General features: G+C 62.9%; 25 protein-coding genes and 1 pseudogene. 18 read left to right on the top strand and 8 right to left on the bottom strand.

The window, feature by feature from the left end:
- Window positions 1-169: 169 nt before the first annotated feature.
- Entirely contained in the window at window positions 170-565 is a 396-nt protein-coding gene (locus LB564_RS29800; protein ID WP_140704967.1) for a cupin domain-containing protein, read from the top strand.
- Window positions 566-641: 76 nt separating this feature from the next.
- On the opposite strand, the gene LB564_RS29795 is transcribed toward LB564_RS29800, so the two are convergent.
- Window positions 642-1,844 carry a pyridoxal phosphate-dependent aminotransferase gene (locus tag LB564_RS29795; RefSeq protein ID WP_224542658.1) on the bottom strand — a complete coding sequence of 401 codons (1,203 nt, stop codon included), beginning with the start codon at window positions 1,842-1,844 and terminating at the stop codon, window positions 642-644.
- A 214-nt stretch (window positions 1,845-2,058) separates the two neighbouring features.
- Here LB564_RS29795 and LB564_RS29790 point away from each other — a divergent pair, with 214 nt between their 5' ends.
- From LB564_RS29790 to LB564_RS29780, 3 genes are all read left to right on the top strand, one after another.
- Window positions 2,059-2,955: an EAL domain-containing protein gene (locus LB564_RS29790; RefSeq protein ID WP_224542657.1), complete on the top strand. Its 897-nt coding sequence runs from the start codon at window positions 2,059-2,061 to the stop codon at window positions 2,953-2,955.
- On the top strand, window positions 2,952-3,806 hold the full coding sequence (locus tag LB564_RS29785) for an EAL domain-containing protein (RefSeq protein WP_224542656.1): 855 nt from the start codon (window positions 2,952-2,954) through the stop codon (window positions 3,804-3,806). The genes LB564_RS29790 and LB564_RS29785 overlap by 4 nt, the downstream gene beginning before the upstream one ends.
- A gap of 83 nt (window positions 3,807-3,889) precedes the next feature.
- Window positions 3,890-4,498, top strand: coding sequence for a glutathione S-transferase family protein (locus LB564_RS29780; RefSeq protein ID WP_224542655.1), 609 nt, complete (start codon window positions 3,890-3,892; stop codon window positions 4,496-4,498).
- A gap of 671 nt (window positions 4,499-5,169) precedes the next feature.
- On the opposite strand, the gene LB564_RS29770 is transcribed toward LB564_RS29780, so the two are convergent.
- Window positions 5,170-5,382 (bottom strand): cold-shock protein, encoded by a 213-nt coding sequence (locus tag LB564_RS29770; RefSeq protein ID WP_015316174.1) that lies wholly within the window; start codon window positions 5,380-5,382, stop codon window positions 5,170-5,172.
- Between the two features lie 274 nt (window positions 5,383-5,656).
- Here LB564_RS29770 and LB564_RS29765 point away from each other — a divergent pair, with 274 nt between their 5' ends.
- The gene (locus LB564_RS29765) at window positions 5,657-5,983 is read left to right on the top strand and encodes a hypothetical protein (protein WP_140704976.1); all 327 of its coding nucleotides are present in this window, start codon (window positions 5,657-5,659) and stop codon (window positions 5,981-5,983) included.
- Between the two features lie 11 nt (window positions 5,984-5,994).
- On the opposite strand, the gene LB564_RS29760 is transcribed toward LB564_RS29765, so the two are convergent.
- Window positions 5,995-6,564: a methylated-DNA--[protein]-cysteine S-methyltransferase gene (locus tag LB564_RS29760; protein WP_224542654.1), complete on the bottom strand. Its 570-nt coding sequence runs from the start codon at window positions 6,562-6,564 to the stop codon at window positions 5,995-5,997.
- Between the two features lie 181 nt (window positions 6,565-6,745).
- On the opposite strand from LB564_RS29760, the gene LB564_RS29755 reads away from it, so the two are divergent.
- The 5 genes and pseudogenes from LB564_RS29755 to LB564_RS29735 all read left to right on the top strand — a co-directional run bounded on the left by LB564_RS29755 (window position 6,746) and on the right by LB564_RS29735 (window position 11,398).
- A complete protein-coding gene (locus tag LB564_RS29755) occupies window positions 6,746-7,738 on the top strand; it encodes a lytic transglycosylase domain-containing protein (protein WP_224542653.1) in 993 nt (330 codons plus the stop codon).
- Between the two features lie 5 nt (window positions 7,739-7,743).
- Entirely contained in the window at window positions 7,744-8,232 is a 489-nt protein-coding gene (locus tag LB564_RS29750; protein ID WP_224542652.1) for a GNAT family N-acetyltransferase, read from the top strand.
- 137 nt (window positions 8,233-8,369) lie between these two features.
- Complete coding sequence (locus tag LB564_RS29745; protein WP_224542651.1) at window positions 8,370-9,638, top strand: ABC transporter substrate-binding protein; 1,269 nt, start codon at window positions 8,370-8,372, stop codon at window positions 9,636-9,638.
- Window positions 9,635-10,600, top strand: coding sequence for a carbohydrate ABC transporter permease (locus LB564_RS29740; protein WP_411910220.1), 966 nt, complete (start codon window positions 9,635-9,637; stop codon window positions 10,598-10,600). Before LB564_RS29745 ends, LB564_RS29740 begins: the two co-directional genes overlap by 4 nt.
- 1 nt (window position 10,601) lies before the next feature.
- Window positions 10,602-11,398 (top strand): annotated as a pseudogene (locus tag LB564_RS29735) (carbohydrate ABC transporter permease).
- A gap of 8 nt (window positions 11,399-11,406) precedes the next feature.
- Here LB564_RS29735 and LB564_RS29730 read toward each other — a convergent pair.
- Window positions 11,407-11,745 (bottom strand): hypothetical protein, encoded by a 339-nt coding sequence (locus LB564_RS29730; RefSeq protein WP_224542650.1) that lies wholly within the window; start codon window positions 11,743-11,745, stop codon window positions 11,407-11,409.
- Between the two features lie 155 nt (window positions 11,746-11,900).
- Here LB564_RS29730 and LB564_RS29725 point away from each other — a divergent pair, with 155 nt between their 5' ends.
- Window positions 11,901-12,644 carry a DUF899 family protein gene (locus tag LB564_RS29725; RefSeq protein WP_224542649.1) on the top strand — a complete coding sequence of 248 codons (744 nt, stop codon included), beginning with the start codon at window positions 11,901-11,903 and terminating at the stop codon, window positions 12,642-12,644.
- 10 nt (window positions 12,645-12,654) lie between these two features.
- Here the strand turns inward: LB564_RS29725 and LB564_RS29720 are convergent, their stop codons facing one another.
- On the bottom strand, window positions 12,655-12,873 hold the full coding sequence (locus LB564_RS29720) for a DUF2945 domain-containing protein (protein WP_224542648.1): 219 nt from the start codon (window positions 12,871-12,873) through the stop codon (window positions 12,655-12,657).
- A gap of 108 nt (window positions 12,874-12,981) precedes the next feature.
- Here LB564_RS29720 and LB564_RS29715 point away from each other — a divergent pair, with 108 nt between their 5' ends.
- The 7 genes from LB564_RS29715 (at window position 12,982) to LB564_RS29685 (ending at window position 19,292) form a co-directional block, all read left to right on the top strand.
- Window positions 12,982-13,404: a pyridoxamine 5'-phosphate oxidase family protein gene (locus tag LB564_RS29715; protein ID WP_224542647.1), complete on the top strand. Its 423-nt coding sequence runs from the start codon at window positions 12,982-12,984 to the stop codon at window positions 13,402-13,404.
- A gap of 197 nt (window positions 13,405-13,601) precedes the next feature.
- Window positions 13,602-14,555, top strand: coding sequence for a YihY/virulence factor BrkB family protein (locus LB564_RS29710; protein WP_411910221.1), 954 nt, complete (start codon window positions 13,602-13,604; stop codon window positions 14,553-14,555).
- Window positions 14,556-14,637: 82 nt separating this feature from the next.
- Window positions 14,638-15,183: a DUF4142 domain-containing protein gene (locus tag LB564_RS29705; protein WP_224542645.1), complete on the top strand. Its 546-nt coding sequence runs from the start codon at window positions 14,638-14,640 to the stop codon at window positions 15,181-15,183.
- 305 nt (window positions 15,184-15,488) lie between these two features.
- Window positions 15,489-15,953: a cupin domain-containing protein gene (locus tag LB564_RS29700; RefSeq protein ID WP_224542644.1), complete on the top strand. Its 465-nt coding sequence runs from the start codon at window positions 15,489-15,491 to the stop codon at window positions 15,951-15,953.
- Between the two features lie 273 nt (window positions 15,954-16,226).
- Entirely contained in the window at window positions 16,227-16,619 is a 393-nt protein-coding gene (locus tag LB564_RS29695; RefSeq protein ID WP_224542643.1) for a RidA family protein, read from the top strand.
- A 164-nt stretch (window positions 16,620-16,783) separates the two neighbouring features.
- Entirely contained in the window at window positions 16,784-17,572 is a 789-nt protein-coding gene (locus LB564_RS29690) for a type I restriction enzyme HsdR N-terminal domain-containing protein (RefSeq protein ID WP_224542642.1), read from the top strand.
- Between the two features lie 19 nt (window positions 17,573-17,591).
- Entirely contained in the window at window positions 17,592-19,292 is a 1,701-nt protein-coding gene (locus tag LB564_RS29685; protein WP_224542641.1) for an AAA family ATPase, read from the top strand.
- A gap of 95 nt (window positions 19,293-19,387) precedes the next feature.
- On the opposite strand, the gene carB is transcribed toward LB564_RS29685, so the two are convergent.
- From carB to LB564_RS29670, 3 genes are all read right to left on the bottom strand, one after another.
- Window positions 19,388-22,879 (bottom strand): carbamoyl-phosphate synthase large subunit, encoded by a 3,492-nt coding sequence (carB, locus tag LB564_RS29680; RefSeq protein ID WP_224542640.1) that lies wholly within the window; start codon window positions 22,877-22,879, stop codon window positions 19,388-19,390.
- 207 nt (window positions 22,880-23,086) lie between these two features.
- On the bottom strand, window positions 23,087-24,223 hold the full coding sequence (locus LB564_RS29675; RefSeq protein ID WP_224542639.1) for an SH3 domain-containing protein: 1,137 nt from the start codon (window positions 24,221-24,223) through the stop codon (window positions 23,087-23,089).
- A 220-nt stretch (window positions 24,224-24,443) separates the two neighbouring features.
- Window positions 24,444-25,202: a metallophosphoesterase family protein gene (locus LB564_RS29670; protein ID WP_224542638.1), complete on the bottom strand. Its 759-nt coding sequence runs from the start codon at window positions 25,200-25,202 to the stop codon at window positions 24,444-24,446.
- Between the last annotated feature and the right edge of the window lie 98 nt (window positions 25,203-25,300).

The raw sequence follows: 25,300 nt of genomic DNA, 5'->3' as shown, positions 1-25,300 counted from the left end.
CCGGCATTTCGCTCGGCGATCCCAAGCGGGCAAGGTTCATGGTTAAGAGAAAATCAGGCCTCCGTCCAAGCCCGCAATACGGCCGATTGCATCAGGGCCAATTCGGGCCGAGAATGCGTTTCACTTCGAAAGGGGCCGGCGTTTCGCCGGCTTCCACCAGGGACAGACCATGAAAATAATTGCTTGCGGCAGCGTGCCGACCGTCATCGCGCCGGACAAATACTTCAGCGGTCGGGTTCTGCAGACGCCGATCATCGAGACCGAGGCGCCGGCGCGGCTCAGGGCCACGCTGGTCAGTTTCGAACCCGGCGCGCGTACCCACTGGCACACGCATCCGCTTGGCCAGACGCTTTATGTCACCGCGGGCGCCGGCCTGGCCCAGACGTGGGACGGGCCAATCCGGGAGATCAAGGCCGGTGACGTCATCTCCTTCGCGCCCGGCGAGAAGCATTGGCATGGCGCGGCGCCGAAATCGGCGATGACGCATATCGCCATGCAGGAGGCGCTCGACGGCATCCATGCCGACTGGCTAGAAGCGGTGACGCCGGCGCAATATGGCGGCTGAGTGCTGAGCTTGGATTGACGAAACCCGGCGGTGACGCCTCAGCGTTGACGCCGGGTTTTGTTTTGGACTTACCAGATCAGGTCAGCGACGCCGTGAAGCGCTGGATGCGGGTGCAGGCTTCCTCCAGCAACGCGTCCGACGTGGCGTAGGAAATGCGGAAGTTGGGGCCGAGGCCGAAGGCCGAGCCGAACACCACCGCGACGCCCTCGGCCTCGAGCAGTTCCGAGCAGAAGGCCTCGTCGGTGTCGATCACCTTGCCGGACTTGGTCTTCTTGCCGATGAGCTGGGCGCAGGACGGATAGACATAGAAGGCGCCTTCGGGCGACGGGCAAGAGATGCCGCGCGCCTGGTTGAGCATCGAGACGACGAGGTCGCGCCTGCCTTGAAAGATCGCCTTGTTCCTGGCGATGAAGTCCTGCGGGCCATTCAACGCCTCGACCGAGGCCCATTGCGCGATGGTGCAGGCGCCCGAGGTCTGCTGGCCCTGGATCATGTCCATCGCCTTGATCAGCTGGACCGGACCGGCGGCGTAGCCAATGCGCCAGCCGGTCATGGCATAGGCTTTCGAGACGCCGTTCATGGTCAGGGTGCGCTCGTAGAGCTTCGGCTCGACCTCGGCGATGGTCTTGAAGACGAAGTCGCCATAGGTCAGGTGCTCGTACATGTCGTCGGTCAGCGTCCAGACATGCGGATGCTTCAAGAGCACGTCGGCGAGCGCCCGCAGCTCGGCCTCCGTATAGGCGGCGCCCGACGGGTTGGACGGCGAGTTCATCAGCAGCCATTTGGTCTTCGGCGTGATCGCCTTCTCTAGCACCGCTGGGGTCAGCTTGAAGCCATTGTCGATCGAGGTGTCGGCAAACACCGAAGCGCCGCCGCAGATCGCCACCATTTCGGGGTAGCTGACCCAGTAAGGGCGGGGGATGACGACCTCGTCGCCGGGGTTCAGCGTCGCCATGAAGGCGTTGAACAGGATCTGCTTGCCGCCGGTGCCGACGATGGTCTGCTCGGGCTTGTAGTCGAGATTGTTCTCGCGCTTGAACTTCCTGGCGATCGCCTCGCGCAGCGGGACGATGCCCGAAACCGGCGGGTACTTGGTTTCGCCACGGCGGATGGCCTCGATCGCCGCGTTCTTGATGTTGTCGGGCGTATCGAAGTCCGGCTCGCCGGCGCCAAGGCCAATAATGTCCCGGCCGGCATTTTTCAGCTCGCGGGCTTTCTGCGTCACCGCGATGGTGGCGGAAGGCTTAACGCGGGAAAGGGTGTCGGCAAGAAAGGCCATGACCTTTTGTCTCTCCAAAGGATCGGCGCGGCCAGGAGCGGCCGCGGCGCTTCTCATGTCGCATGACGCCGGCAAGTGCAAGCATTGTCGGCTGGGCCAGGTATGGCGGTGCGGTCAATGAGGCGTGATCAATAGAAAGTTCATTAACGCACGGTAGAGGCTTGCATGGCAGGATCGTAAATCCAATTCCGCCAGGTCGCGGAGCGAGGAACCCTTGTCACGCAGCATTGGGCTTGCCCATATCATCCGTCATGATGACGGCACCTCGTCAGGTGTCTGGGGCATCTACACGCTGCAGAGTGCTTTCCAGCCGATCTTCGCCTTCAACGAGGGCAAGCTCTCGGTTGCCGCTTTCGAAGGGCTGATCCGTCCGTTTCGCGATGGCGAGCCGCAATCGCCGATGAGCTTCTTCTCGACATGCCCAGCCGCCGACCGCCTGCACGTCGAAGCGCTGACCAGGACATTGCATCTGCTCAATGCGGGCGCCTGCCTGCCGCACGAGGCGTCGGTCTTCGTCAATTTCGACCCGTCGGTGTTCACCGAGCGCGCTGTCGCCGACAGTGCCTTGCGCGACATGCGGCTGGTGCTGCACGAGGCCGGCATCGATCCGGGCCGCGTCGTGTGCGAGGTGACGGAGCAGAGATCGGCGTCGCAGGAAACCCTGCACGGCTTCGTGGCGGCGCTCAGAGCCAACGGCTTCCGCATCGCCGTCGACGACTATGGCGCTGACGATTCCGACATCAACCGCATCAAGGAGCTGAAGCCCGACATCGTCAAGTTCGACGCGCAGTGGATCACGCAACTGATGGAATCGGGTCCTGGTTTCGCGCTGCTGACCTCCATGGTGAGGAGCTTCGGGGACCAGGGCATCCGCACCGTGTTCGAAGGTATCGAGGAAGGCTGGCAACTGGAACTGGCCGAGCGATCGGGCGCCTCGATGGTCCAGGGTTACGTGCTCGCCCGTCCCGAACTGGCGCCGACGAGTTTCCGTGTTTTCGCCAGGAGCAGTCCCGAACCTGTCCCCGCCGCAAGCCACGCGCCTGCTCCCGCTCCCATTGTGCCGCGCGCGGGGCGGCCGGCAAAGGCTTTCGGGCGCAGGGTCGTGCCATGAGGGCCGAGCGGCGGCGCATACTCGGCGACGCGATCTTCGTCGACGAGATCGGCATCGAATATGGCGTCCATGGCGACTTCCGCCTGCGCAGCGTCTACCAGCCGATCTACGCCCCGCGCGGCGGCAGCTTATATCCGGTGGCCGTCGAAGGCCTGATCGAGCCGCACCGCGCCGGTCGGCCAGGGTCGCCGAGGATGTTCTTCGACAGCCTCGCGGCCGCGGACCGGCTGTTCGTCGAAACCATGTGCCGGATGCTGCATCTCCGGAATTTCCACAATATCGGCGTCGATGGGCTCGACCTGTTCTTCAACTACAACCCGCTGGTCAACGACCATGCTGGACGGGCGCTGGCCGAGATCCGGCTGATGAGCCGGCATCTCGACGAACTCGGCCTGGCGCCCGCCATGCTGGTCTGTGAAATCACCGAACAGGCAGCGGACGATGCGCTGCTGGCCAGGCTGGTGCGCGAGATGCGGCGCGGCGGCATCCGCATCGCCATCGACGATTTCGGCACCGGCCACTCGACCGAGGAGCGGGTGAGCCTGCTCCAGCCCGACATCGTCAAGATCGATGGCGGCTGGTTCGCGGAATTCTGCCGTCATGCCGCGGCGGAACGCTTCTTTCGTCCGCTGGTGTCTAGCCTGCATGACCGTGGCGCCAAGGTGCTGGTCGAGGGGATCGAACAGCCCGTCCACCTGCGAGTCGCGATCGAAGGCGGCGTCGACCTGCTGCAGGGTTTTCTGCTCGGGCGTCCGGCGCTGGCCGGCACCCTCTTCGACGAGAAGCCGCTTGCCATCGAGGCGCTGCTTGGCTTCGACAACAAGGTGGTGCCGTTGCATAAGCGGCGTTGATGGTCGCGCCAAAACAAATCATTGGTTGAGGATGCCGCCGCTGCGATAATCCCGCCCTAGAAGCAGCGCTCGGGGACCAGACGATGATACTTTACAGCATGATCGACAGCGGCAATTGCTACAAGCCGCGCCTGCTGATGGCCAAGCTCGGCCTTGCCTTCACCACTGTCGAGATGAGTTCGCATGCCGGCGATACGCGCACAGCCGATTTCGTCGCCAAGAACCCGAACGCCATGGTGCCGCTGCTGGAACTCGAGGACGGCCGCCGGCTAGCCGAATCCAACGCCATCCTGCTCTATCTCGCCGAAGGCACGCGCTTTCTGCCGACGGACAGATACGAGCGGGGGTTGGCCTATCAGTGGCTGTTCTTCGAACAGTACAGCCACGAACCCTACATTGCCGTGCGCAAGGTACTGCTGACCGTTCCCGAGCGTGCCAGGGATGCCACGCCGGAGCGGCTGGCAGTGACGCTGGAGCGCGGCAACAAAGCGCTTGGCGTGATGAACCGGCATCTCGAAACCCATACCTTCTTCAGCGGTGGCGCCTACAGCGTCGCCGACATCGCGCTCTATGCCTACACGCACACGGCGGAAAAGGGCGGCTTCCAGCTTGACGCCTATCCGGCGGTGGTCGCCTGGCTCGGCCGCGTGGAAGCGGATCCGGGGCACGTGCCGATCGGGTGGGTGGGTTGAGGGAGCGTCCTTCTCCCCGTTCACGGGGAGAAGATGGCGGCAGCCAGATGAGGGGCGGCGCCAGCCTCTCTGGATAATTTCAAAAAGGGCAATTGCGCTGCCCCTCATCGCCCTGCCGGGCACTTCTCCCCGTATATAGACGGGGAGAAGGATGCAGCTTCGTCGCCTTCGCCAAATTGTCGATGATTGAGGACGTGGTTCACAGAGGTCGGGTCCGGCCGGCGCGATGATCGGCCAAAGCTTGTGCGGCCAGCTTGTCCAGCCGACCTGCATGGGCGTCGGCTTCAATCTGCTTGTCCCATTGATCGGCCCGGAGCGCCTCAAACTAGGCGGCAAACGCCTTTAGTTCTTCGGGGCTCAGTTCGGTGATGGATTTTTCAATTTGCTCAAGCTTTGTCATGACGAAATGGTACCACTATTGGACCAAAAGCACCATAAGTGGGGCTATATCGCCGGCTGCGGCGCCCCAACTCCAGACAAATAAAAAGGCGGGATAAATCCCGCCTTCCCATTTCGGTAGCCTGATTGGGAGCGTCCGGTCCGGGCTGGCAGCTATCTGCTGTTCCAGCTTGTCGGGTCTTTCCGCTCCGGCGCGCTTCTCGCGCGACCGTCAGTACATCCGTGACTTGCCGCGCGCCCCGAACTCTCGTCCGGCGCGCGCCATTTCAAAATCAGGCTGCCTTGCTCAGAGAACCAGCGGACGACTTGCCAGTGCGGCGGTCCTGCTCGATCTCGAAGTTGATCTTCTGGCCTTCGACCAGGGTCGACAGGCCAGCGCGCTCGACAGCCGAGATGTGGACGAAAACGTCCGCGCCGCCGCTGTCAGGCTGGATGAAGCCGAAACCCTTGGTGGCGTTGAACCACTTGACCGTTCCAGTTGCCATAAAAATAGTCCTTCACATTTGCTTTGGTATGACCGGACCGAAGTCCAGCCGGTGTGCATCGAGATTTTGGAGATAGACGTCAGCAAACGCGAAGATCGCGAGGCCCGGATCGATCGGCCGAAATATCAATGGGGCTGATATAGGCTGCTTTCGCACAAAAAACAAGACTGCGTGAAAACGTCGTGATCCGGGGCCGCCCAACGGCCGCCCCAATCTGGTGAAACCGTGACGCAGATCGCGCCGTCCGTGGGCGGCGGGTCGAGGGGAGAGGACCATGAAAACCATCCTTCTTGCCACCTGCCTGACGCTGGTGGCCGCCCAGGCGCAGGCGATCTCGCGCTACGACCCGACGCGTATGAGCTGCGGCAAGGTGCAGTCAACGATCGCGCGCCAAGGTGCGGTCATCCTGCGCTATCAGTCGAAACGGGTGCCGGGGCTGCCGCTCTACGACCGCTATGTGCAGAGCCAGCAATTCTGCACCATGGGCGAGGTGAGGACGCGCGCCTATGTGCCGAGCGCCGACACCAAGTCCTGCCCGGTCTACAACTGCAAGCGGCCGGACAACGAGCATTTCAGGCATCGCTTCATCCACCGCCGTTAGAGCGGCTGACATCAAAATCCGAACGAAACCTGTGCTGGCGGCGGCGGGCCGACGTGCACGCCTTCCATGGCCAGCATCTTTTCCTTGGTGACCGAACCGCCCGGCGCGGAGAAGCCGCCGATCTTGCCGCCTGCCGCCATGATGCGATGGCACGGGATGACCAGCGGCACCGGATTGGCGCCCAGCGCGGCACCCGTTTCGCGCGGCAGGCCGGCATGGCCGGCGCGCTTGGCCAATTCACCATAGGTCGTGGTTTCGCCATAGCCGAGTTTTCGGGCCGCGTCGTAGATGGCGAGGCGGAAATCGTCGACGCCGTCGAGGTCGACGGGAAAGCCGGTGAAATCGACGTCCTTCCCGGCGGCGTAAGCCTTGATCGCGGCGACCAGTTCGACCACCCAGGGCGGCTGTGCCGTGGAGGCGGAAACGCCGGCATGGCGCATCAGCCGCCGCTCCACCGCTTCGCGGCTGCGTTCGGGCAGGCAGAGCCGGATCAGGCCCTTTTCGCTCCAGGCGATGCCCATGAAGCCGATCACTGTTTCTAACACTGCGTGGCCAGCTGTGATCGAAGTGGTCGTTTCCATGATGCGCTCCTTTTCGCAAAGCGGCGAAATCCGGCATTCCGTCGGTACATATCAGGAACAATATGGCATCGCTGCCTGCATCCCGCCACCCGAAAACCACCGGATGGCCCCGATTGCTACCCAGGAATCGCTGGTGTAAGGGAAATCTTAACGACCCGACAAACCGGACTTCGAGCGCGGCTTGCCAGCAAAACAAACCCTTATCGCGATTGGCGTGATCGTGGCGGCGGCCAGCATGAGCGGCTGCACGTCGACCTCGCAGATGAAAGCCGCGCCGTCCCTGACCGAAACAGCGACCGTTGCCGGCAGTGATGCGGGCTTCACGATCCCGCTGCCGGAAACGGTTTCGGTGCTGCCGCAATCCTCGGGCATCGCGCCGGTCCAGACCGTCGAAGTGACGTCCGGCCCGACGGTCATTTCCGAGGGTGAGCCCGCCACGCGGCCGGCCGCCGCGACCGCGGCCTTTGCCGGCGCGACGCCCGCGGCTCCGGCCGTGCCCGCCATCATGGTCGTCGGCACCAACGCCTGGCAGGCTCCGGCGCCCGCCAAGGCTGGCCAGCCGGCCAAGGCAGGCTTGCCAGCGATCAAGGCAGGCTTGCCAGTAATCAAGTCCGCCGAGACCTACACGACAGCCGGGCTCATCGTGCCGGCGACAGCCGGCGGCCAGAAAATGCCCGGCGTGCAGCAAGTGGCCTATGTCGTGCCGCATAACCCTGCCGCGCTGGTGCAGTTCCCGTCCGTGCCGGTTGATCCGGCCGCCCCGGCGCGAGAAGAGCACACCGGCATGCGCGGCGACGTCGACCGGCTGATCGTCAAATACGCCGCCCTCTATCAGGTGCCGGTGGATCTGGTGCGCCATGTCGTCAACCGCGAAAGCACCTACAATCCCAAGGCCTATAACAACGGCCATTGGGGCTTGATGCAGATCAAGCACGCAACCGCGCGCGGCATGGGTTATGACGGGCCGGCCAAGGGCCTGTTCGACGCCGAGACCAATTTGAAATACGCGGTCAAATATCTGCGCGGCGCCTGGCTGGTGTCCGACGGCAACGCCAAGAAGGCCGACTGGCTCTACCAGACCGGTTATTATTTCGACGCCAAGCGCAAGGGCCTGCTCGAGGCGACCGGGCTCGGTGTCGACCGCAAACGGCACCGCCTGCAGCCCGACGCCTGAGCGCTATGCCCGAACCGCGCCCGCCGGCTCCAAACGACATCCGGCTGCGCAAGATCCTCGACGAGACGCTGGTTGCGCCGCACTGGCCTGATGGTTTTGTCATGCGCAGCTTCGAGCGTGGTGACGCGCTGCCTTTGCATGCGCTGCTGGGCGAAGTGTTCGACGATGGCACCGACGGCCACTTCGACGAATGGTGGCCGCGCATTTCAGAAGATCCCGAATTCGATCCGGAGCTGTGTTTCCTGGTCATCGATGCCAAGGGCCGGCTGGCGGCGGCCGCACTGTGCTGGAGCTCGGCCTTCGTCAAGGACCTCGCCGTCCATCCCGAGGCGCGCGGCAAGGGGGTCGGCGAAGCGCTGATGTGGCACGCCTTCGCCATTTTTCGCGACCGGGGTGCCTCCCATGTCGACCTCAAGACCAATACGCTCGAGAACGCCGCCGCCGTGCGGCTCTACGAGCGGCTGGGCATGCGGCCCGTTGCCTGGGAAGGCTGACCGGCGGCGTTGATCCTGGCCGTCACCGGCGACGGCCGGTTGGGGAACCCAAAGCGCTGCTTTGCATTCAATGAACGGTGGGGTCTGACCGGCTGCCGGTGCTCTGCGCCGCCGGCCGCCAAGGGAGATCCACCGCGATGAGGCTTTTCCACGCATTGCTGGCGTTGAGCGTCGCTGCCGTCCTCGCGGCGGGTCCGGCGCGGGCGGTCGAGCTGTCGATCGTGTCGGGCGACACCGGCAACGGCCTCAAGGTGCTGCGCGAGATCCTCGACCACTACGAGAAGGAGACCGGCGACAAGGTCACCATCGTCGCCATGCCATCGTCGGGAACCGACCAGTTCGGCCAGTACAGGCTGTGGCTCGCGGCGGGCAACAGCGACGTCGACGTCTACCACACCGATGTCATCTGGGCGCCGCAGCTGGCCCGCCAGTTCGTCGACCTGACCGAAGCGACCAGGGATGTCGTGGGCCAGCATTTCGCGTCGATCATCCAGTCGCAGACCGTCGACGGCAGGCTGGTGGCGCTGCCCATTTTCACCGATGCGCCGGCGCTCTATTACCGCAAGGATCTGCTCGACAAATACGGCGCCAAGGTGCCGGCCAGCTGGAAGGAACTGGGCGACACCGCCAGGCTGGTGATGGACAAGGAGCGGGCCTCGGGCAACAGGGATATCTGGGGCTTCGTCTTCCAGGGCAACGCCTATGAGGGGCTGACCTGCGACGCGTTCGAATGGGTGGTATCGAATGGCGGCGGCCAGATCGTCGAGCCGGACGGCGCGATTTCCATCAACAACGCCCGGGCGGCGGCGGCGCTCGACATGGCCAGGGGCTGGATCGGTACCATCGCGCCGCCGGGCGTGCTCGCCTATCAGGAAGAGGAGGCGCGCGGCGTGTGGCAGACCGGCAATGCGGTGTTCATGCGCAACTGGCCCTATGCCTATGCGCTGGGCAACAGCCAGGGGTCGCCGATCAAGGGCAAGTTCGACGTCGCGCCGCTGCCGGCGGGCACGGGCGAGGGCGCCCGGCCGGCGGCGACGCTGGGCGGCTGGAACCTCGCGGTCTCGAAATATTCCAGGCACAAGGAGGCGGCGATCGAACTGGTCAAGTTCATCGCCTCGCCGGCAATGCAGAAATACCGCACGCTGAAGACCGCCAACCTGCCGACCATCCCCGCGCTCTATGACGATGCCGATATCGCCAGCCACCAGCCGATCATTCCACATTGGAAAGCGGTGTTCCTCAATGCCGGGCCGCGGCCCTCTGCGGTGACCAGGAACAAGTACAATGAGGCGTCGAGCCAGTTCTGGAACGCCGTCCACAAGACCTTGTCCGGCGAAGGCAGCGCCGCCGACAATCTGGGTGACCTCGAGGCGACGCTGACCCGGCTGAAAGGCAAGGGCTGGTGAGCGCGCAACCGGCCGGTGCCGCCGACCGGCGCCAAGGCTCGCGGCTGACGCGCCAGCGTGTGCGCTCGGCATGGCTGTTCCTGGCACCGATGCTTCTGGTGCTCGCCGCGGCTGCCGGCTGGCCGCTTGCGCGCACGGTTTATTTCAGCTTCACCGACGCCTCCCTGTCCGATCTCGACGCCCGCCAATGGGTCGGCCTCGCCAATTATGTCTCGGTTCTGCGCATGCCAAGCGGCAGGGTCGTTTACGACGGGCTGCTTCTCGACCCGGCCTGGTGGGGCGCCGTGTGGAACACGCTGCGCTTCACGGTGGTTTCGGTGACCTGCGAGACGATCCTCGGCATGGTCGTCGCGCTGGTGCTCAACGCCGAATTCCCCGGCCGCGGCATCGTCAGGGCGGCGATCCTCGTCCCCTGGGCGATCCCGACCATCGTCTCGGCGAAGATGTGGCAGTGGATGCTCAACGACCAGTTCGGCATCATCAATGTCGTGCTGATCAATCTCGGGCTGATCGACACCAAGATCGCCTGGACCGCCAGCGCCGACACGGCGATGATGGCGGTGCTGATCGTCGACATCTGGAAGACGACGCCCTTCATGGCGCTGCTCATCCTGGCCGCGCTGCAGATGCTGCCGCGCGAAATCATCGAGGTCGCCAGGCTGGACGGCGCCAATCCCTGGCAGATCTTCTGGCGGGTGACCTTGCCGCTGATCCGCCCGGCGGTGATGGTGGCGTTGATCTTCCGGGCGCTCGACGCGCTGCGTATCTTCGACCTGATCTATGTGCTGACGCCCAACAATGCGCACACCAAGTCGATGTCGGTGTTCGCCCGCGAGAACCTGTTCGAGTTCGACAAGTTCGCCTATGGCTCGGCCGCCTCGACGCTGCTCTTCCTCATCCTTGCTCTGCTCACCATCCTAACCATCCGCATCGGTCGGATAAGCCTGGAAGGAGGCCGCTGAGATGTGGCTCCTGAAGCGCACGGCGTTCTATCTTTTGGTCGGGGCGATCGTGCTCATCGCGGTGTTCCCGTTCTACTACGCCATCGTCACCAGCCTGAAATCGGGGACCGAGCTGTTCCAGGCCGGTCCATGGCCGAAAGCGCCAAGCCTCGACAATTATCGCAATGTGCTGGCCGAGGGCGCCTTCCTGCGCAACCTCCTGAACTCGCTGATCGTCTCGGGCGCGGTGGTGGCGCTCTCGCTGTTCCTCGGCGTCACTGCCGCCTACGCACTGGCGCGTATCCGTTTTCGCGGCCGCTCGGCATTGCTGTTCGCCATCCTGTCGGTCTCGATGTTCCCGCAGGTGGCGGTGCTGGCCGGGTTGTTCGAACTGGTGCGGCTGTTCGGCCTCTACAATTCGCTCGTCGCACTGATCTTCTCCTACATGATCTTCACCTTGCCGTTCACCGTCTGGGTGCTCACCGCCTTTGTCCGCGACCTGCCGGTCGAGGTCGAGGAGGCGGCGATCCTCGACGGCGCGACGCCGTTGATCATCATCACGCGCATCTTCCTGCCGCTGATGTGGCCGGCGCTGGCGACCACCGGACTGCTGGCCTTCATCGGCGCGCCTGGAACGAGTTCCTGTTCGCGCTGACTTTCACCTCCAACGATGCGCGGCGGACCGTGCCGGTTGCGATCGCGCCCTGGGGCAACATCATGGCCGCCTCGGTGATCGTCACGGTGCCGCTGGTAGCGCTGGTGCTGATCTTCCAGCGCAAGATCGTTTCCGGCCTCACCGCCGGCGGGGTGAAGGGTTGAGGGGGCGCTCAGATATCGGGCGCGTTGCCGATCTTCTGCTTGAGTTCCAGCGCCCAGGCGCGGCCCTCGTCGCCGCCCCACAGCAACCAGGCGATGTATCCGGCCGAGGGATTGTCCTCATTGCCGTAGTTCTTGCCGCGCTTGTCGACCTCGTGGCGGGCAAAGTAGCTGACCATGCGGCGGATGGTGGACGGCGCCAGCTTCTCGCGGTTCTTCAGTTCGGTGGCCCGCGCGACGCCGATCTCGGTGCCGCCACGGCCGAATTGTTTGCGCAGCCGCAAACCCTTGGCGGCATTGTCGGCCACCACTCGCGGACAGCGCAGGTCGATCTCGTCGATCTCTTTCATGTCGTCCCCCTGTGCCGGAAGCTGTAGCCGATGAAGGGAATGCCGCAAAGCCGGGCCGGTTCCGATGCGCGAATGTAGGAACCGGCCGGCGCGTCGCGTCCTTGGGGAGTAGAGCACCCTGCCGGGACGCCGGCGACGACTTGAAGGAGCCGATCATGATCACCTTTCCCAACGAATCCGCCAAATACCGCACCCAGCGCGAAAAGCTCTTGAATAAGGAAGCCGAGCTGCGCCGCGCCATGGAAGCCGTGGCCGAGGCGCGCCGGGCGCTGCCGCCGGGCGGGCTGGTGCCGAAGGATTATGAGTTCGAGAGGCTGGATATCGCCGGCAAGGCCGCGAGGATAAAACTGTCGGAGCTGTTCGCGCCCGGCAAGGACACGCTGATCCTCTACAACATGATGTTTCCGCGCCACCCGCAGGAGACGCGCGACGTGGCGACCAGCGGCGGCACGGCGAAGCTCGCGCGGTCCGACCAGCCATGCCCGTCCTGCACGGCGCTACTCGACCAGTTCGACGGCGCGGTCGGCCATCTCGAGGCCGCCGGCTTCAACTTCGCCGTCGTGGCCAAGACGGCGCTGGAAAACCTGGTCACGCTCGGCCGCGACAAGGGCTGGCGCAACATGCGGCTGGTGTCTTCGGCCAACAACAGCTTCAAGCGCGACTACAATGCCGAGTCGGCCGACGGCGCGCAGATCCCGCTGCTGTCGGTGTTTCACAGGGATAGCGACGGCATCAGGCATTTCTGGTCGTCGGAGCTCGGCTTCGCGCCGACCGATGCCGGCCAGGACCCGCGCGCCATCGGCACCTGCGAGATCCTGTGGAACCTGATGGATTTCACGCCGCAGGGCCGGCCGGACTGGCGCGAGCAGCTGCAATATAGCGAGGCCTGCTGTCGCTGACGCAAGGCGTTCAGCCCTTCTGCTTTAGTTCGGAATGGCTTTTCAGTACATGGTCGCCGTCGGCCTGTTCGATCAGGTAGGCGGGTTCTCCCGGGCTGGCCTCGCGCACCACTTCCACGCCCTTGGTCGTGCGCTTTACCTCCCTGGTGAAGCTCCTGCTTACCTTGCCGTCGGCGGTATGCGCGCCCCACTTCCAGGTCACGCGTGCTCCCTTGCGCAGCTTCTGCATGTCGGCACCTCCGGCGGGGGAATGTTTCGCGCCGCTAACGGTTCCTGAGAACCAAAGGCCGGACCGGACGTTGGCCTTGTCCATTCACCCCCATCACAGGAGCGCCCCATGACCGACAAAAGCCTCGCCGAAATTGCCGAGAAGATGCGCGATATCGATGTCGCCATGCTGTCCACCCACACGCAAGGCGGTGCCATTGCCGGCCGGCCGATGAGTAACAACCAGGACGTCGAATATGACGGCTCCTCCTTCTACTTCACCTGGGACAAGTCGCAGGTGGTGGAGGATATCGAACGCGACGCTAATGTGTCGCTGGCCTTCAAGGGCGACGATGGTTTCTGGGTTGCGGTTGAGGGCAAGGCCGAGATCATCCGCGACAAGGCTGCCTTCGAGGAACACTGGACCGACGATATCGACGAGTGGTTCGAACAGGGCACCGATACGCCCGGGCTGGCCATGATCAAGATCGAAGCGGTTCGCGCCCATTACTGGGATGGTGAGGACGAGGGCGAGGTGACCCTGTCGTCTTGACACGCCGGCAGGCAACCTCGCCGCATCCCCGCTGGCTTCAGTGTCCTTGATCCGCGCTTCAAGTGGCTGCTGAAGCCGCTCAAGTCGGCCGGAACATCGGATGATCGGCCGCATTGATAGGAGACGGTTGCGACCCCTTTCACGGATTCGAAGTGCGACCCACACTTAAAGACCTATGGGACCTGGTGCGAGAAAGCGTGGTTGGCTTTGTCAACGACAATGCCCTTAGTCATGGCGCGGCAATGGCGTTCTATGCCGCCACGTCGCTGGCCCCGGTTCTGATCATCGTCGTGGCGATCGCCGGCATCGCCTTTGGTCACGACGCGGCGCAGTTGGCTTTGTCCGCCCAGATATCGGGGTTGATGGGTTCGGAAAGCGCTGCGCTCCTTCAGACGGCGCTCCAAGGGGCGTCCAGCAGATCATCGGGGACCCTGGCGGCGCTCATCGGCGTCGCCACTTTGCTCGTCACCGCCTCCGCGGTGTTTGGCGAGATGCAGCAGGCCCTGAATGCAATATGGAAGGTTGAAGCCAAGGGAAGTTCGCTGTCGCGTCTCTTGCGCGCGCGTGCGGCCAGTCTCGGCCTGGTCGCCGCCCTCGGCTTTATGCTGCTGGTATCCCTGGTGGCGAGCGCGGCGATCTCTGCTTTGGGCACCGTGATCAGCGCTCATCTGCCGTTCGGCGCATTCGTTCTGAGCGCGATCAACACCCTGATTTCCTTTTGCCTGATCTCGGTGATGTTCGCCGCGATCTACAAGGTGCTGCCGGACCGTGCCTTGCAATGGCGGGATGTCGGAATTGGCGCCGTCGTGACCGCCGCCCTGTTCACATTGGGGAAATCGCTTATCGGTTGGTATATCGGCACCAGCGCGATCGCGTCATCCTACGGCGCGGCCGGGGGGCTGCTCGTCATACTGCTCTGGGTCTATTATTCATCGGAAATCTTTCTGCTCGGTGCGGAGCTGACCCGCGCCTATTCCGTTAGACGGGGGAGCCGATCCGACCTGGACGGGTTGGTTCAAAATGCTCCGGCGCCGGAAAACCTCGTTCCAATCCGCCAAAGACCCAGCTCTTCGGGCTCCGTGGCGTTGTTGGCGGTGGCGTGCGTCAGCGCAGTGATGACAGCCTTTCTGCTGGGGCCTCGTCGCCCGTAGGGAGAGGAGAAGGGACGCGGCTGGCAACCTCACCGCATCTGCCGCGTTGGGTCTGCGAGGACCACCTTCACGGAGCGTTTCGATGAAACCGCATCTCGCCATTGCCATGCTGGCCCTTCTGGCCGGAACGCCTTCAGCCTTTGCCCAGCAGGCGGCCAGCACCTTGCCGGCTGTCTCGGAGAACAAGGTCGACACCGACACCTTCACCAAGACGCTGGTCAGTGCCAACCGCTTCGAGATCGAAAGCAGCAAGCTGGCGCTGAAGAAGGGCGTCGCCGCCGATGTTGGAGATTTCGCCGAGCTGATGGTCAAGGACCACACCAAGGCCGGCCAGGATTTCAAGGCGGCGCTGGAAAAGAGCCAGACCACGGCATCCATCAAGCCCGAAGGCCCGCCGCTGCTGCCCAAGGACCAGGCAATGCTCGACCAGCTCGAGGCGCTGGATGGCGAGGCCTTCCAGGCCAAATACATCACCTTGCAGACGCAGGCGCACAAGCAGGCGGTGGCGATGTTTTCCACCTACGCCCGCTCCGGCGACGACCCGGCGCTGAAGGAGTTCGCCAAGAAGACGCTGGAGACGCTGAAGATGCACGAGATGCATCTCAGGGATGTGGCGGCGGTGCATTAGGGATTCGACAGTCAGGACGGATCAAGGATAGCGCCCTACGGCGCCCCCCTCTGTCCTGCCGGACATCTCCCCCTCAAGTGGGGAGATTGGCAGCCTGGGCGCCGGCTCTTTTCCTGCAGCGTTGAGAATTGGCGAAGGCCGCAATGACAGCCAATCTCCCCCCAAGAGGGGGAGATGTTCGGCAGGACAGAGGGGGGCGCCGTAGGGCGTTACGTCCGATATCTCTCGCTCCCTGGCAAAACCCAACCTGGCCCTGTGCCTTCGCCATCATCTACACTGCCCCCCATCACCCTCGGGAGCCACCCATGCCCAAGATCGACCTCGCAGCCATTCCCGTCCGCCAGGGCTCCGGCTATCCCGCGCCCTTCGACGCCCCGTGCGCCACCCGCACGCGCCGGCGTCTCGGCGACGCCGGCGGGCTCACCGATTTCGGCGTCAACCTGATGACCTTGCCGCCCGGCGGCTGGTCGAGCCAGCGCCACTGGCACAGCCATGAGGACGAACTCGTCCATGTGCTGGAAGGCGAACTGGTGCTGGTCGAGGATGGCGGCGAGACGCTGCTCAAGGCCGGCGATAGCGCTGCCTTCGCCAAGAATAGCGGCAACGGCCACCACATGATCAACCGCTCGGGGGCGACCGCGCGCTACCTGGAAGTCGGCTCGCGCTCTCAGGACGATGTGATCACCTGCTCCGACATCGACATGATGAGCCCGAGCAGGGACGGGCGGTTCCTGCACAAGGACGGCACGCCGTATCCGGGGCAGGGGTGAGGGCTGGATCATGGTTCGGCGCTGGTGTTTCGCCAGCGTCGGGATAAGCTCCCGGCAATTAGAGGTTGGCGTCAGCCCCCTCATCCGGCCGCTTCGCGTCCACCTTCTCCCCGAGGGGAGAAGAGACTGGCGTTGGCGCTCGTAATCTCCTCTCCCCTCGGGGGTCCGAAGGACGGGCGAGACACGCGGCTCGCCCCGAACGGTCAGCCGAGCGAAGCGGAGGCTGGGTGAGGGGGCCTGGCGCTAACCTTGCCAACCCCAAGGAGCACCACCATGAAAAAAGAAGTCATCGAAGTGCCCGTCATGTCGGACAAGGTGCGCTCACTCGGCTTGCCCTGTTCGACGGCGGTGCGGGCCAACGGGTTCGTGTTCATCTCGGCGACGCCGCCGGTCGACATGGTGACCGGCGAGATGGTGCGCGGCGACATCGAAACGCAGACAGAGGCGTCGCTGAAGGCGCTGAAACATTGCCTGGAAGCGGCCGGCACCTCGCTGGAAAATGTGGTGATGGTGCGCATCTATGCCGTCAATTCCGGCTTCTACAACGCGATAAACAGGGTCTATGCCCGGTACTTTTCGACCAACCCGCCGGCGCGCAGTTTCGTGCCGGTGGCGTCGTGGCCGATGGAGTTTGATATCGAGATTGAGTGCGTGGCGGTGGGGTGAGGGTGAGAGGCGGTCCGCGCAGCGGACGAAAAGCCAATTGCTTGGCTTGTCGAGCTTCGAACGCCCTGAGCCTGCGAAGGGCCGGCAATCTCTAGTGTAAGTTTTTACTTGTCTTTCAAGTAAACTCGCCCTCAACTCCCGTCTGGGATAGGGAGGGTGAGTCATTGAACAAGTTACCGAAAAAATTCATCGAGCGGGTTGCGTCGAATCTCAAGAAGTATCAGCGGATTACGGTGGCTCAGCAAAAATCCGATGTCGCGGAGGCTGACACCGTTACGTTGGTCAAGGACATTCTGGCTGATGTTTTCGGCTACGATAAATACGACGAACTGACGTCGGAGCATCAGATCAAGGCCACATATTGTGATCTCGCGATCAAGATCGCAGGAAAACTGCGATTGCTTGTCGAAGTGAAATCAGCGGGCAGCAGCTTGGCCGATAATCACCTAAGGCAGGTTATCGATTATGGCGCGCACCAAGGCATTCACTGGGTGATCCTGACCAATGCCGTCGAATGGCGGCTGGTCCGTATCTATGTGGCAAACCAGATCAGCCATGAAGAGGTTTGCCGTATAGTACTCGCGGACGTGAATCCGAAGAACGAGGATCATCTGCAGTGCCTTTTCCTGTACGCCAAGGAAGGGCTGACGACCGATGCTATGGATGCGTTTCATCAGCAGGCTCAGCTGTTCAACAAGTTTACGGTTTCCGCGATTATCCGATCAGAACCAGTGATCTCGGTGGTGCGCAGGGAAATTCGGAAGCTTTTTCCAGACATAAAGGTCGGCAACGAGAACCTTTCACTGTTAGTCGAAAATGAAGTGATCAAGCGAGACACGATCGAAGGAGATAAAGCAAAGGAAGCTGTAGCTAGAATGAGAAAGGCTATGAACAAGCTGGAAAGAGCGAAGGCCAAAGCTACAAAGCTCATTGAGGTAGAAACGCCAAAATGAGATTCTTTGGAGCCAAGAAATGAAAATCCAAAATTTCAGGATACGTCGGTTCAAGGTCATCGAAGATGCCAGTGTGGGCCTATCTGATCTGAACATAATTGTTGGATCAAATAATTCTGGTAAAAGCAGTATTATTCAGGCTCTTCATTTTTGCATTTCGATATTGCAATCTATAGCGCTAGCAAAAAAATGGACGCGTAAAAGCCCTTTGATAGCCACGCTAGGACCTGATGAGATCATATACTCTCCTGCGTCCAACCCTTACGCTTTAGGTCAAGGCGGAAAATTGGTCGAAGGCGAGAATAGGTCGATTTTGTTTGATTTGACTTTGGAAGATGGCCGTACTTTTTCCTTGGAGGTTGCGAAAGGCAAGAACAACAATGTTCAAGCCCGAATTGTAAATCCGGAAGTGGCGGTGGGGTTGGCGAGTTTGGATGATCCATTTAGCATATTTTCGCCAGGGCTAGCGGGCGTCGCTAAGAGTGAGGTGTTTGTTTCTGATGGAGTTTTATTGCGGGCTCTTGCTCGAGGCGACGCGAACGTAATTCTTCGCAATATGCTTCTTAGGCTTTGGCCAAACGAAGACAACAGAAATAGCTTCCTCGTTGATCTCGCCGAGATATTTCCGGGAGTTGAGATAGACGTTATTTTTGAGCAGAAGATTGATGAATATATATATGTCTACGTTAAGAGGGATGGAACGAGTATCCCTATTGAACTTTGCGGAACCGGATTCCTGCAGGCAGTTCAGATACTGTGCTATCTTCACAGATTCCGACCGAGCTTGATTGTTCTCGATGAGCCAGACTCGCATCTTCATCCGAATAATCAGAGGATAATTTCTAACCTGCTATCTAGAATCACTGAGGATTTGGGAACGCAGATCGTCATCACGACCCACTCTCGGCACATAGTTGATGCACTATCTGGTGTAGCTCAATATATTTGGGTTCAATCCGGCGCTGCTGCCCCGGCTTCTCGCGATGATCAGATTGATATTTTGATGGACCTGGGCGCCCTCGATTTGAAGGAGCGCATTGGAACCAAGAATTACGATGCCATATTGCTCACAGAGGACGAAATAACCAGAAACATTGTTACGCTCCTAAATTCTAGCGGCTTTGATATGGAACGAACTCTTATTCTTCCATATCGTGGTGTAACGGAGTTACACAATCTTAGAACTATAGCCGATCATACCCGACGTATATCAGGCGCGCGGCTTGTGATTCACCGAGATCGCGACTTCCTTGACCCGATGGAAGTCGAGGCGTGGAAAACTTCGATCCGGGAAATGCAGTGTGATCCATTTGTGACAACCGGCGTCGATATCGAATCCCACCTACTAAACCCTCGCTATCTTTCCGTTTTAAACAATTTACAGAACGAGGCTCAGTTTACGGAAATTCTTAATGAAGCGATCGAGGAGATACGCGAGGATGCATACGAGCACGCACTCAATTCCCGATTAGATTGGGAACGCAAACAGGGCAACGGACGGGTAAATGTTGGGGCCCCAGCACGAGACATGAGGCAAAGAGTGAATGATGACCCTCGTGCCAATATGTCGGGAAAGAAATTGCTTAAGAAGATTCGAGATATTTATCGCCAGCGTGTTGGTGCAAACCTGGCCGTAGGTACTGGTTCTGAGTTGATACGTGATGATAGCTTATCCGCAATAGCGAATAGGGTATTTCCGCGTCGCAGAGATAATCAGTGATGGTGGCACCCGTAGGCGTGCTATCTGCGGGGCGCTGCCCCCTCATCCGCCTGCCGGCACCTTCTCCCCGTGAACGGGAGAAGAGAGCTAATCACCTAAGCAAAATACTCCTGCAGTGGCCGTACCTCCAGGCTCCCCGCCTTCAGCGCCGCGATCGCTTCCGCCACGGCCGCAGCCCCCGACAGCGTCGTGTAATACGGCACCTTCTGCATCAGCGTGGCCCTGCGCAGCGACTTCGAGTCCGACACCGCCTTCTGGCCATCCGTGGTGTTGAACACGATCTGGACCTGGCGGTTGCGGATGGCGTCCTCGATGTGGGGGCGGCCTTCCAGCACCTTGTTTATCTTCTGCGCGTCGACGCCGTTTTCGGCGAGGAAGCGGGCGGTGCCTGAGGTGGCCAGCACCTTGAAGCCGAGGCCGGCGAGGCGCTTGACCGCGGGCAGGATGCCGGCCTTGTCCTCGTCGCGCACCGAGACGAACAGGGTGCCCGAGCGGGGCAGGTCGACGCCGGCGCCGAGCTGGCTCTTGGCGAAGGCGAGCGCGAAATCGCGGTCGAGGCCCATGACCTCGCCGGTCGAGCGCATTTCCGGGCCGAGCAATATGTCGACGCCGGGGAAACGGGCGAAGGGGAAGACGGCTTCCTTGACCGCGATGTGGCCGGGGTTCCTGGGGTCGGGCATGGCGCCGTAATGGGCGAAGGCGTCTTCCAGCGTCTCGCCGGCCATGATGCGGGCGGCGATTTTGGCGATGGGACGACCGATGGTCTTGGCGACGAAGGGCACGGTGCGGGACGCGCGCGGGTTGACCTCCAGCACATAGACCGTGCCGTCCTTGATCGCGTACTGCACGTTCATCAGGCCGCCGACATTGAGCGCGCGGGCAAGGGCCGCCGTCTGGCGCTCCAGTTCGTCGACCAGTTCCGAAGGCAGCGAGTGCACCGGCAGCGAGCAGGCGCTGTCGCCCGAATGGATGCCGGCTTCCTCGATGTGTTCGAGAATGCCGGAGACGAAGGTGGCCTTGCCGTCGCAGAGGCAGTCGACATCGACCTCGATGGCGCCTGAGAGATAGGTGTCGAACAGCAGCGGGTTCTTGCCCAAGAGCGTGTTGATCTGGCCGGTCTTGTCGTTGGGGTATTTCTGCTTGATGTCCTCCGGCACCAGGCCGGGCACGGTGTCGAGCAGATAGCTCTGCAGCATGCCCTCGTCATGGATGATCTGCATGGCGCGGCCGCCGAGCACATAGGAGGGGCGCACCACCAGCGGGAAGCCGAGCTCGCCGGCAACGAGGCGGGCCTGCTCGACCGAATAGGCGATGCCGTTCTTCGGCTGGCTGAGGTTGAGCTTGTGCAGGAGCTTCTGGAAGCGGTCGCGGTCTTCTGCGAGATCGATCATGTCGGGCGAGGTGCCGAGGATCGGTATGCCGGCCTTCTCCAGCGCGTCGGCGAGCTTCAGCGGCGTCTGGCCGCCGAACTGGACGATGACGCCAACCAGCTCGCCCGAGCCCTGCTCGGCGCGCAGGATCTCCAGCACGTCCTCCGCCGTCAGCGGCTCGAAATAGAGCCGGTCCGAGGTGTCGTAGTCGGTCGAAACCGTCTCCGGGTTGCAGTTGATCATGATCGCTTCATAGCCGGCGTCGCGCAGCGCAAACGCCGCGTGGCAGCAGCAATAGTCGAACTCGATGCCCTGGCCGATGCGGTTAGGGCCGCCGCCGAGGATGACGACCTTCTTGCGCGACGAAACCTGCGCCTCGTTGGCGAGGCTGCCTGCGAAGGGCACTTCGTAGGTCGAGTACATGTAGGCTGTCGGCGAGGCGAACTCGGCGGCGCAAGTGTCGATGCGCTTATAAACTGGATGAACGTCGAGCTTTTCGCGAATCCTTTGAATCACTTCGGCGTCGGTCTTCGTCAGCGAGGCGAGGCGGGCGTCGGAGAAGCCCATGGCCTTCAGCATGCGCAGGTTGACGGCGTCCTGGGGAATGCCGTGCTCGCGGATGCGGGCTTCCATGGCGAGAATGCCCGCGATCTGTTCGAGGAACCACGGGTCGATCTTGCACATGGCGTGCACGTCTTCCAGTGAGGTGCCCATGCGGATCGCCTGCGCCACCATGCGCAGCCGGTCCGGCGTCGGGGTGCCGAGCGCGGCGCGGATGGCGTTGCGGTCGTCGGCGCTGTTTGTGGCGCCGAGGCCGGGGATTTCGATCTCGTCGAGGCCGGTCAGGCCGGTCTCGAGCCCGCGCAAAGCCTTCTGCAGCGATTCCTGAAAAGTGCGGCCGATGGCCATGACTTCGCCGACCGACTTCATGGCTGTCGTCAGCACCGGCTCGGCGCCGGGGAATTTTTCGAAGGCAAAGCGCGGGATCTTGGTCACCACATAATCGATCGACGGCTCGAACGAGGCGGGCGTGGCGCCGCCGGTGATGTCGTTCTCCAGCTCGTCCAGCGTGTAGCCGACGGCGAGCTTGGCGGCGATCTTGGCGATCGGGAAACCGGTCGCCTTGGAGGCCAGCGCCGAGGAGCGCGAGACGCGCGGGTTCATCTCGATGACGACGAGGCGGCCATCGGCCGGGTTGACGGCGAACTGCACGTTGGAGCCGCCGGTCTCGACGCCGATCTCGCGCAGCACCGCGATCGAGGCGTTGCGCATCATCTGGTATTCTTTGTCCGTCAGCGTCAGGGCAGGGGCGACGGTGATGCTATCGCCCGTGTGCACGCCCATCGGGTCAATGTTCTCGATCGAGCAGACGATGATGCAATTGTCCGCCTTGTCGCGGACGACCTCCATCTCATACTCCTTCCAGCCGAGCACGCTTTCCTCGATCAGCACTTCGGTGGTCGGCGAGGCGTCAAGGCCGGACTGGACGATGTCGTAGAATTCGGCCCTGTTGTAGGCGATGCCGCCGCCGGTGCCGCCCATGGTGAAGGACGGGCGGATGATGGCGGGCAGGCCGACATGGTCGAGCGCCTGGGCGGCGATCGCCATGCCATGGCTGATATAGCGCTGCTTGCGGTCGCCTTCGCCGAGGTTCCAGCGGGTTTCCAGCGCATCGAGCGCGGCGTCGAGATTGTCGGGCTTCTCCGCCTTCAGCGCGGCGCGCTCGGCCTCATGCGTCTTGCGGTCGGCGTTCTTGACGTCGGTGGCGTTGGCCAGCATCGACTTCGGCGTTTCGAGCCCGATCGTCTTCATCGCCTCGCGAAACAGCGCCCGGTCCTCGGCCTTGTCGATGGCCTGCGCGTCGGCGCCGATCATCTCGACATTGTAGCGCTCGAGCACGCCCATGCGGCGCAGCGACAAAGCGGTGTTGAGCGCCGTCTGGCCGCCCATGGTCGGCAGCAGCGCGTCGGGCCGCTCCTTGGCGATGATCTTGGCCACGACTTCGGGGGTGATCGGCTCGATATAGGTGGCGTCGGCCAGTTCCGGGTCGGTCATGATGGTGGCCGGGTTGGAATTGACGAGGATGACGCGGAAGCCTTCCTCCTTCAGCGCCTTGCAGGCCTGGGTGCCGGAATAATCGAACTCGCAGGCCTGGCCGATGACGATGGGGCCGGCCCCGATGATCAGGATCGACTTGATGTCAGTGCGTCTTGGCATGGCGACAATTCCGTTCGGCGGGCGGCTTGCACAAAAAACCGGGACGGGAAGACCCGGCCGGTTGTGCTCGCGATTCTGGTATCAGGCTAGGAGGGCCTTATAGGGAAGAGTTTTGGCGGATGTAACCCCGAAAATGAAGGGAGTAGGGGAGTAGGGGAGCGCGTCCCGGCCTCACTTACTGCCTTACTGCCCTACTGCCTTATTCCCCTAATCCCCGAACGCCACCGTATCGGTGATCTCGAACCGCTCCGACACACCAACCCGGATCATGTTGAGGCTGCCTTCCCTAGTGAAGCGGAAATCGCCGCGGGCGTTGGAGCCGGCGGGCATGCCGGCCTGGAAGGAGATGATGCGCGTGCCGCCATCGGGCCAGGTCACGGTGATGTCGGCCTTGTCCGTGCCCTTGTGCACGATGGTCGCCGCGCAGCGCGTCATCGGCTGGCCGACATAGCGGGCGCAGGGGATTTCGACGGGGTCGCCGGCGGCAAGGGCCGTGGGCGGCGGCGGCAGTTCCGCGACGGTCTGCGTGTCGACGGCGGGCGGCGCGGCTCCTGCCGGTCCTGGGCCAGCACCTGCCGGTACAGGGCGCGGCGTGGGCACTGGGATCGACCCCGCCGAGGCATTGTCCCCGGCCGCCGCCGTGCCGGCATCGCCTTGGGCGGCGGCGTCTGGCGATGCCTTGGCGTCGTCCTGGGCTTGTGGTTCCACCGTGGCGGTGGGTGGCGTGCTCTCCGCGGTCGTCGGCGTTTCCGTGGCAGCCAGCGCCAGGCCATAGGCATCCTGCATGGCCGTGGCGGCGGCGGATTTGACAGGCGCCTCGGGAGTGACCGGATGATGGACGATGCCGCCCAGCCGCTCTGTCAGGTCGGGCGGGGGTGCATCGGCTGGCGGTGCCTCGGTTGGAGGTGACTGAGGGGTCGCGGGCGCCTCGACAGGTTGCGCGGGCTGGGCGGCCGGCGCCGCTCCGTCGACGGGAGGCGCTGCGGCAATGGCAGCGGGCGCATCGACGGCCTGGTCGGGTATCGTCGCCGGATTGACGGGAACGAGATAGCGCGCCGGGGCCCAGCCGGTTGCCTTGGGATTGTCCGACTCGACCTTGCACCAGGGGTGGCCGTCAATGTCGTTGCAGCCGAGGTTCCTGACGCTCGCGCCGGCAGCCAGGCGCGCCTCGGTCTTGCCGATCGGCGATGGCTTGGCGCGGACATTGAGCAGGTCGTCGGGGGCAAGCCCGGTGACGACGGAGATGAATGGTGCCTCTTCGGCATGCGCCGCCAGCGCCGTCAGCAGCGACGGCGCGGCAATGAGTGCGTAGAGCGCTTTGCGGAACGGAATTCGGCGCCTCATCACTTGGCCGTAGGCGATAGATTGCATTACCAAAGGCACCGCCAGACCCAAAAAAATGCTGCCGCGCGCGAAGCCGGTTTTATAAGCGAGGGTGCGGCGCCGTGTCTACAACCGAGATGGCCGGACCTGCCGACCCATGTGATGGCGTTCAGCCCGGGCATGAAGCCACCGCTTCAGCCCGGCATGACCAAGGGGTTCAGCCTGGCATGAAGCCTAGGCTTTAGCCTGGCATGAACCCCGTCCTTAGCCCGTGCGCCCATTCCGGGCGTCCCGCCTGTTCGGCCTGACGCGCCGCCGCCTCATGGTCGTAGTCGACCGCGATCATCTCGAAGCGGTCCGGCTGCCCGGCGCCGCCCAGGGTGACGATGCCGTAGCGGGCGTGCGGCGAGCCCTGTTCGGAAACATGCGCCGGCGGCGTGTCGTCGTCATAGGCGGGGCAGCCGATGCTGCCCGGATTGAAGATGACGGGACCGTCGGGAATGCGGATCAACTCCGCCCGGTGGCTGTGACCGCAGAGCGCAATGCGGCATTTCGGGTCGAACCCGCCCAGCCGGCGCCGGATCGTGGCCAGCGGCGCGCGCACCAGCCGGCCCTCGACGACCGCGTCGAGCAGATATTTTTCGTCGTGATCGGGCCGGGCGTGGAAGGCGATGACGCCGGGCGCGATCTCCAGGGTCAGCGGCTGCCCGAACAGCGCCTCGCGCTGCGCCTGCGTCAGCCGCTCCTGCGCATAAACGTCGGACGCCCACATGGTCTCGTCAGGGGGATCGACGGCGACGCGGCGGTCATGGTTGCCGCGCACCGTCGGCAGGTTGAGCGCTTCCAGCCGTTCCATGGTTTCGCGCGGCCAGAGCGGCCCCGAAACGCTGTCACCGAGATTGACGGTAAGATCGACACCGCCGCGCCGCGCCAGATCGTCGAGCACGGCATCGAAAGCGAGGACGTTGCCGTGGATATCGGCGAGGACGGCTATGCGCATTTTTGGGAAGCTCCAGCAGTGAGGCAGCGTTTCCTTGCCTCGCGAAGCCGCAAGGTCTCGGCGAGAAGCGTCGGAAAACGCTGCAACTTCCTTGAACG

This window comes from Mesorhizobium sp. ES1-6 (assembly GCF_020164775.1).
In the GTDB taxonomy this organism is placed as follows: domain Bacteria; phylum Pseudomonadota; class Alphaproteobacteria; order Rhizobiales; family Rhizobiaceae; genus Mesorhizobium.
Note: the sequence above shows the minus strand (reverse complement) of the source record. Positions and strands in the feature narration are given on the sequence as shown.

Excerpts from the sequence above, each read along its gene's own strand:
- LB564_RS29795 (WP_224542658.1), bottom strand. The coding sequence starts at position 1,844 with ATGGCCTTTCTTGCCGACACCCTTTCCCGCGTTAAGCCTTCCGCCACC.
- LB564_RS29780 (WP_224542655.1), top strand. The coding sequence starts at position 3,890 with ATGATACTTTACAGCATGATCGACAGCGGCAATTGCTACAAGCCGCGC.
- LB564_RS29760 (WP_224542654.1), bottom strand. The coding sequence starts at position 6,564 with ATGGAAACGACCACTTCGATCACAGCTGGCCACGCAGTGTTAGAAACA.
- LB564_RS29705 (WP_224542645.1), top strand. The coding sequence starts at position 14,638 with ATGAAACCGCATCTCGCCATTGCCATGCTGGCCCTTCTGGCCGGAACG.
- LB564_RS29720 (WP_224542648.1), bottom strand. The coding sequence starts at position 12,873 with ATGCAGAAGCTGCGCAAGGGAGCACGCGTGACCTGGAAGTGGGGCGCG.
- LB564_RS29675 (WP_224542639.1), bottom strand. The coding sequence starts at position 24,223 with ATGAGGCGCCGAATTCCGTTCCGCAAAGCGCTCTACGCACTCATTGCC.
- carB (WP_224542640.1), bottom strand. The coding sequence starts at position 22,879 with ATGCCAAGACGCACTGACATCAAGTCGATCCTGATCATCGGGGCCGGC.
- LB564_RS29725 (WP_224542649.1), top strand. The coding sequence starts at position 11,901 with ATGATCACCTTTCCCAACGAATCCGCCAAATACCGCACCCAGCGCGAA.
- LB564_RS29730 (WP_224542650.1), bottom strand. The coding sequence starts at position 11,745 with ATGAAAGAGATCGACGAGATCGACCTGCGCTGTCCGCGAGTGGTGGCC.
- LB564_RS29670 (WP_224542638.1), bottom strand. The coding sequence starts at position 25,202 with ATGCGCATAGCCGTCCTCGCCGATATCCACGGCAACGTCCTCGCTTTC.
- LB564_RS29700 (WP_224542644.1), top strand. The coding sequence starts at position 15,489 with ATGCCCAAGATCGACCTCGCAGCCATTCCCGTCCGCCAGGGCTCCGGC.
- LB564_RS29770 (WP_015316174.1), bottom strand. The coding sequence starts at position 5,382 with ATGGCAACTGGAACGGTCAAGTGGTTCAACGCCACCAAGGGTTTCGGC.
- LB564_RS29695 (WP_224542643.1), top strand. The coding sequence starts at position 16,227 with ATGAAAAAAGAAGTCATCGAAGTGCCCGTCATGTCGGACAAGGTGCGC.
- LB564_RS29715 (WP_224542647.1), top strand. The coding sequence starts at position 12,982 with ATGACCGACAAAAGCCTCGCCGAAATTGCCGAGAAGATGCGCGATATC.
- LB564_RS29765 (WP_140704976.1), top strand. The coding sequence starts at position 5,657 with ATGAAAACCATCCTTCTTGCCACCTGCCTGACGCTGGTGGCCGCCCAG.
- LB564_RS29745 (WP_224542651.1), top strand. The coding sequence starts at position 8,370 with ATGAGGCTTTTCCACGCATTGCTGGCGTTGAGCGTCGCTGCCGTCCTC.
- LB564_RS29800 (WP_140704967.1), top strand. The coding sequence starts at position 170 with ATGAAAATAATTGCTTGCGGCAGCGTGCCGACCGTCATCGCGCCGGAC.
- LB564_RS29685 (WP_224542641.1), top strand. The coding sequence starts at position 17,592 with ATGAAAATCCAAAATTTCAGGATACGTCGGTTCAAGGTCATCGAAGAT.
- LB564_RS29785 (WP_224542656.1), top strand. The coding sequence starts at position 2,952 with ATGAGGGCCGAGCGGCGGCGCATACTCGGCGACGCGATCTTCGTCGAC.
- LB564_RS29750 (WP_224542652.1), top strand. The coding sequence starts at position 7,744 with ATGCCCGAACCGCGCCCGCCGGCTCCAAACGACATCCGGCTGCGCAAG.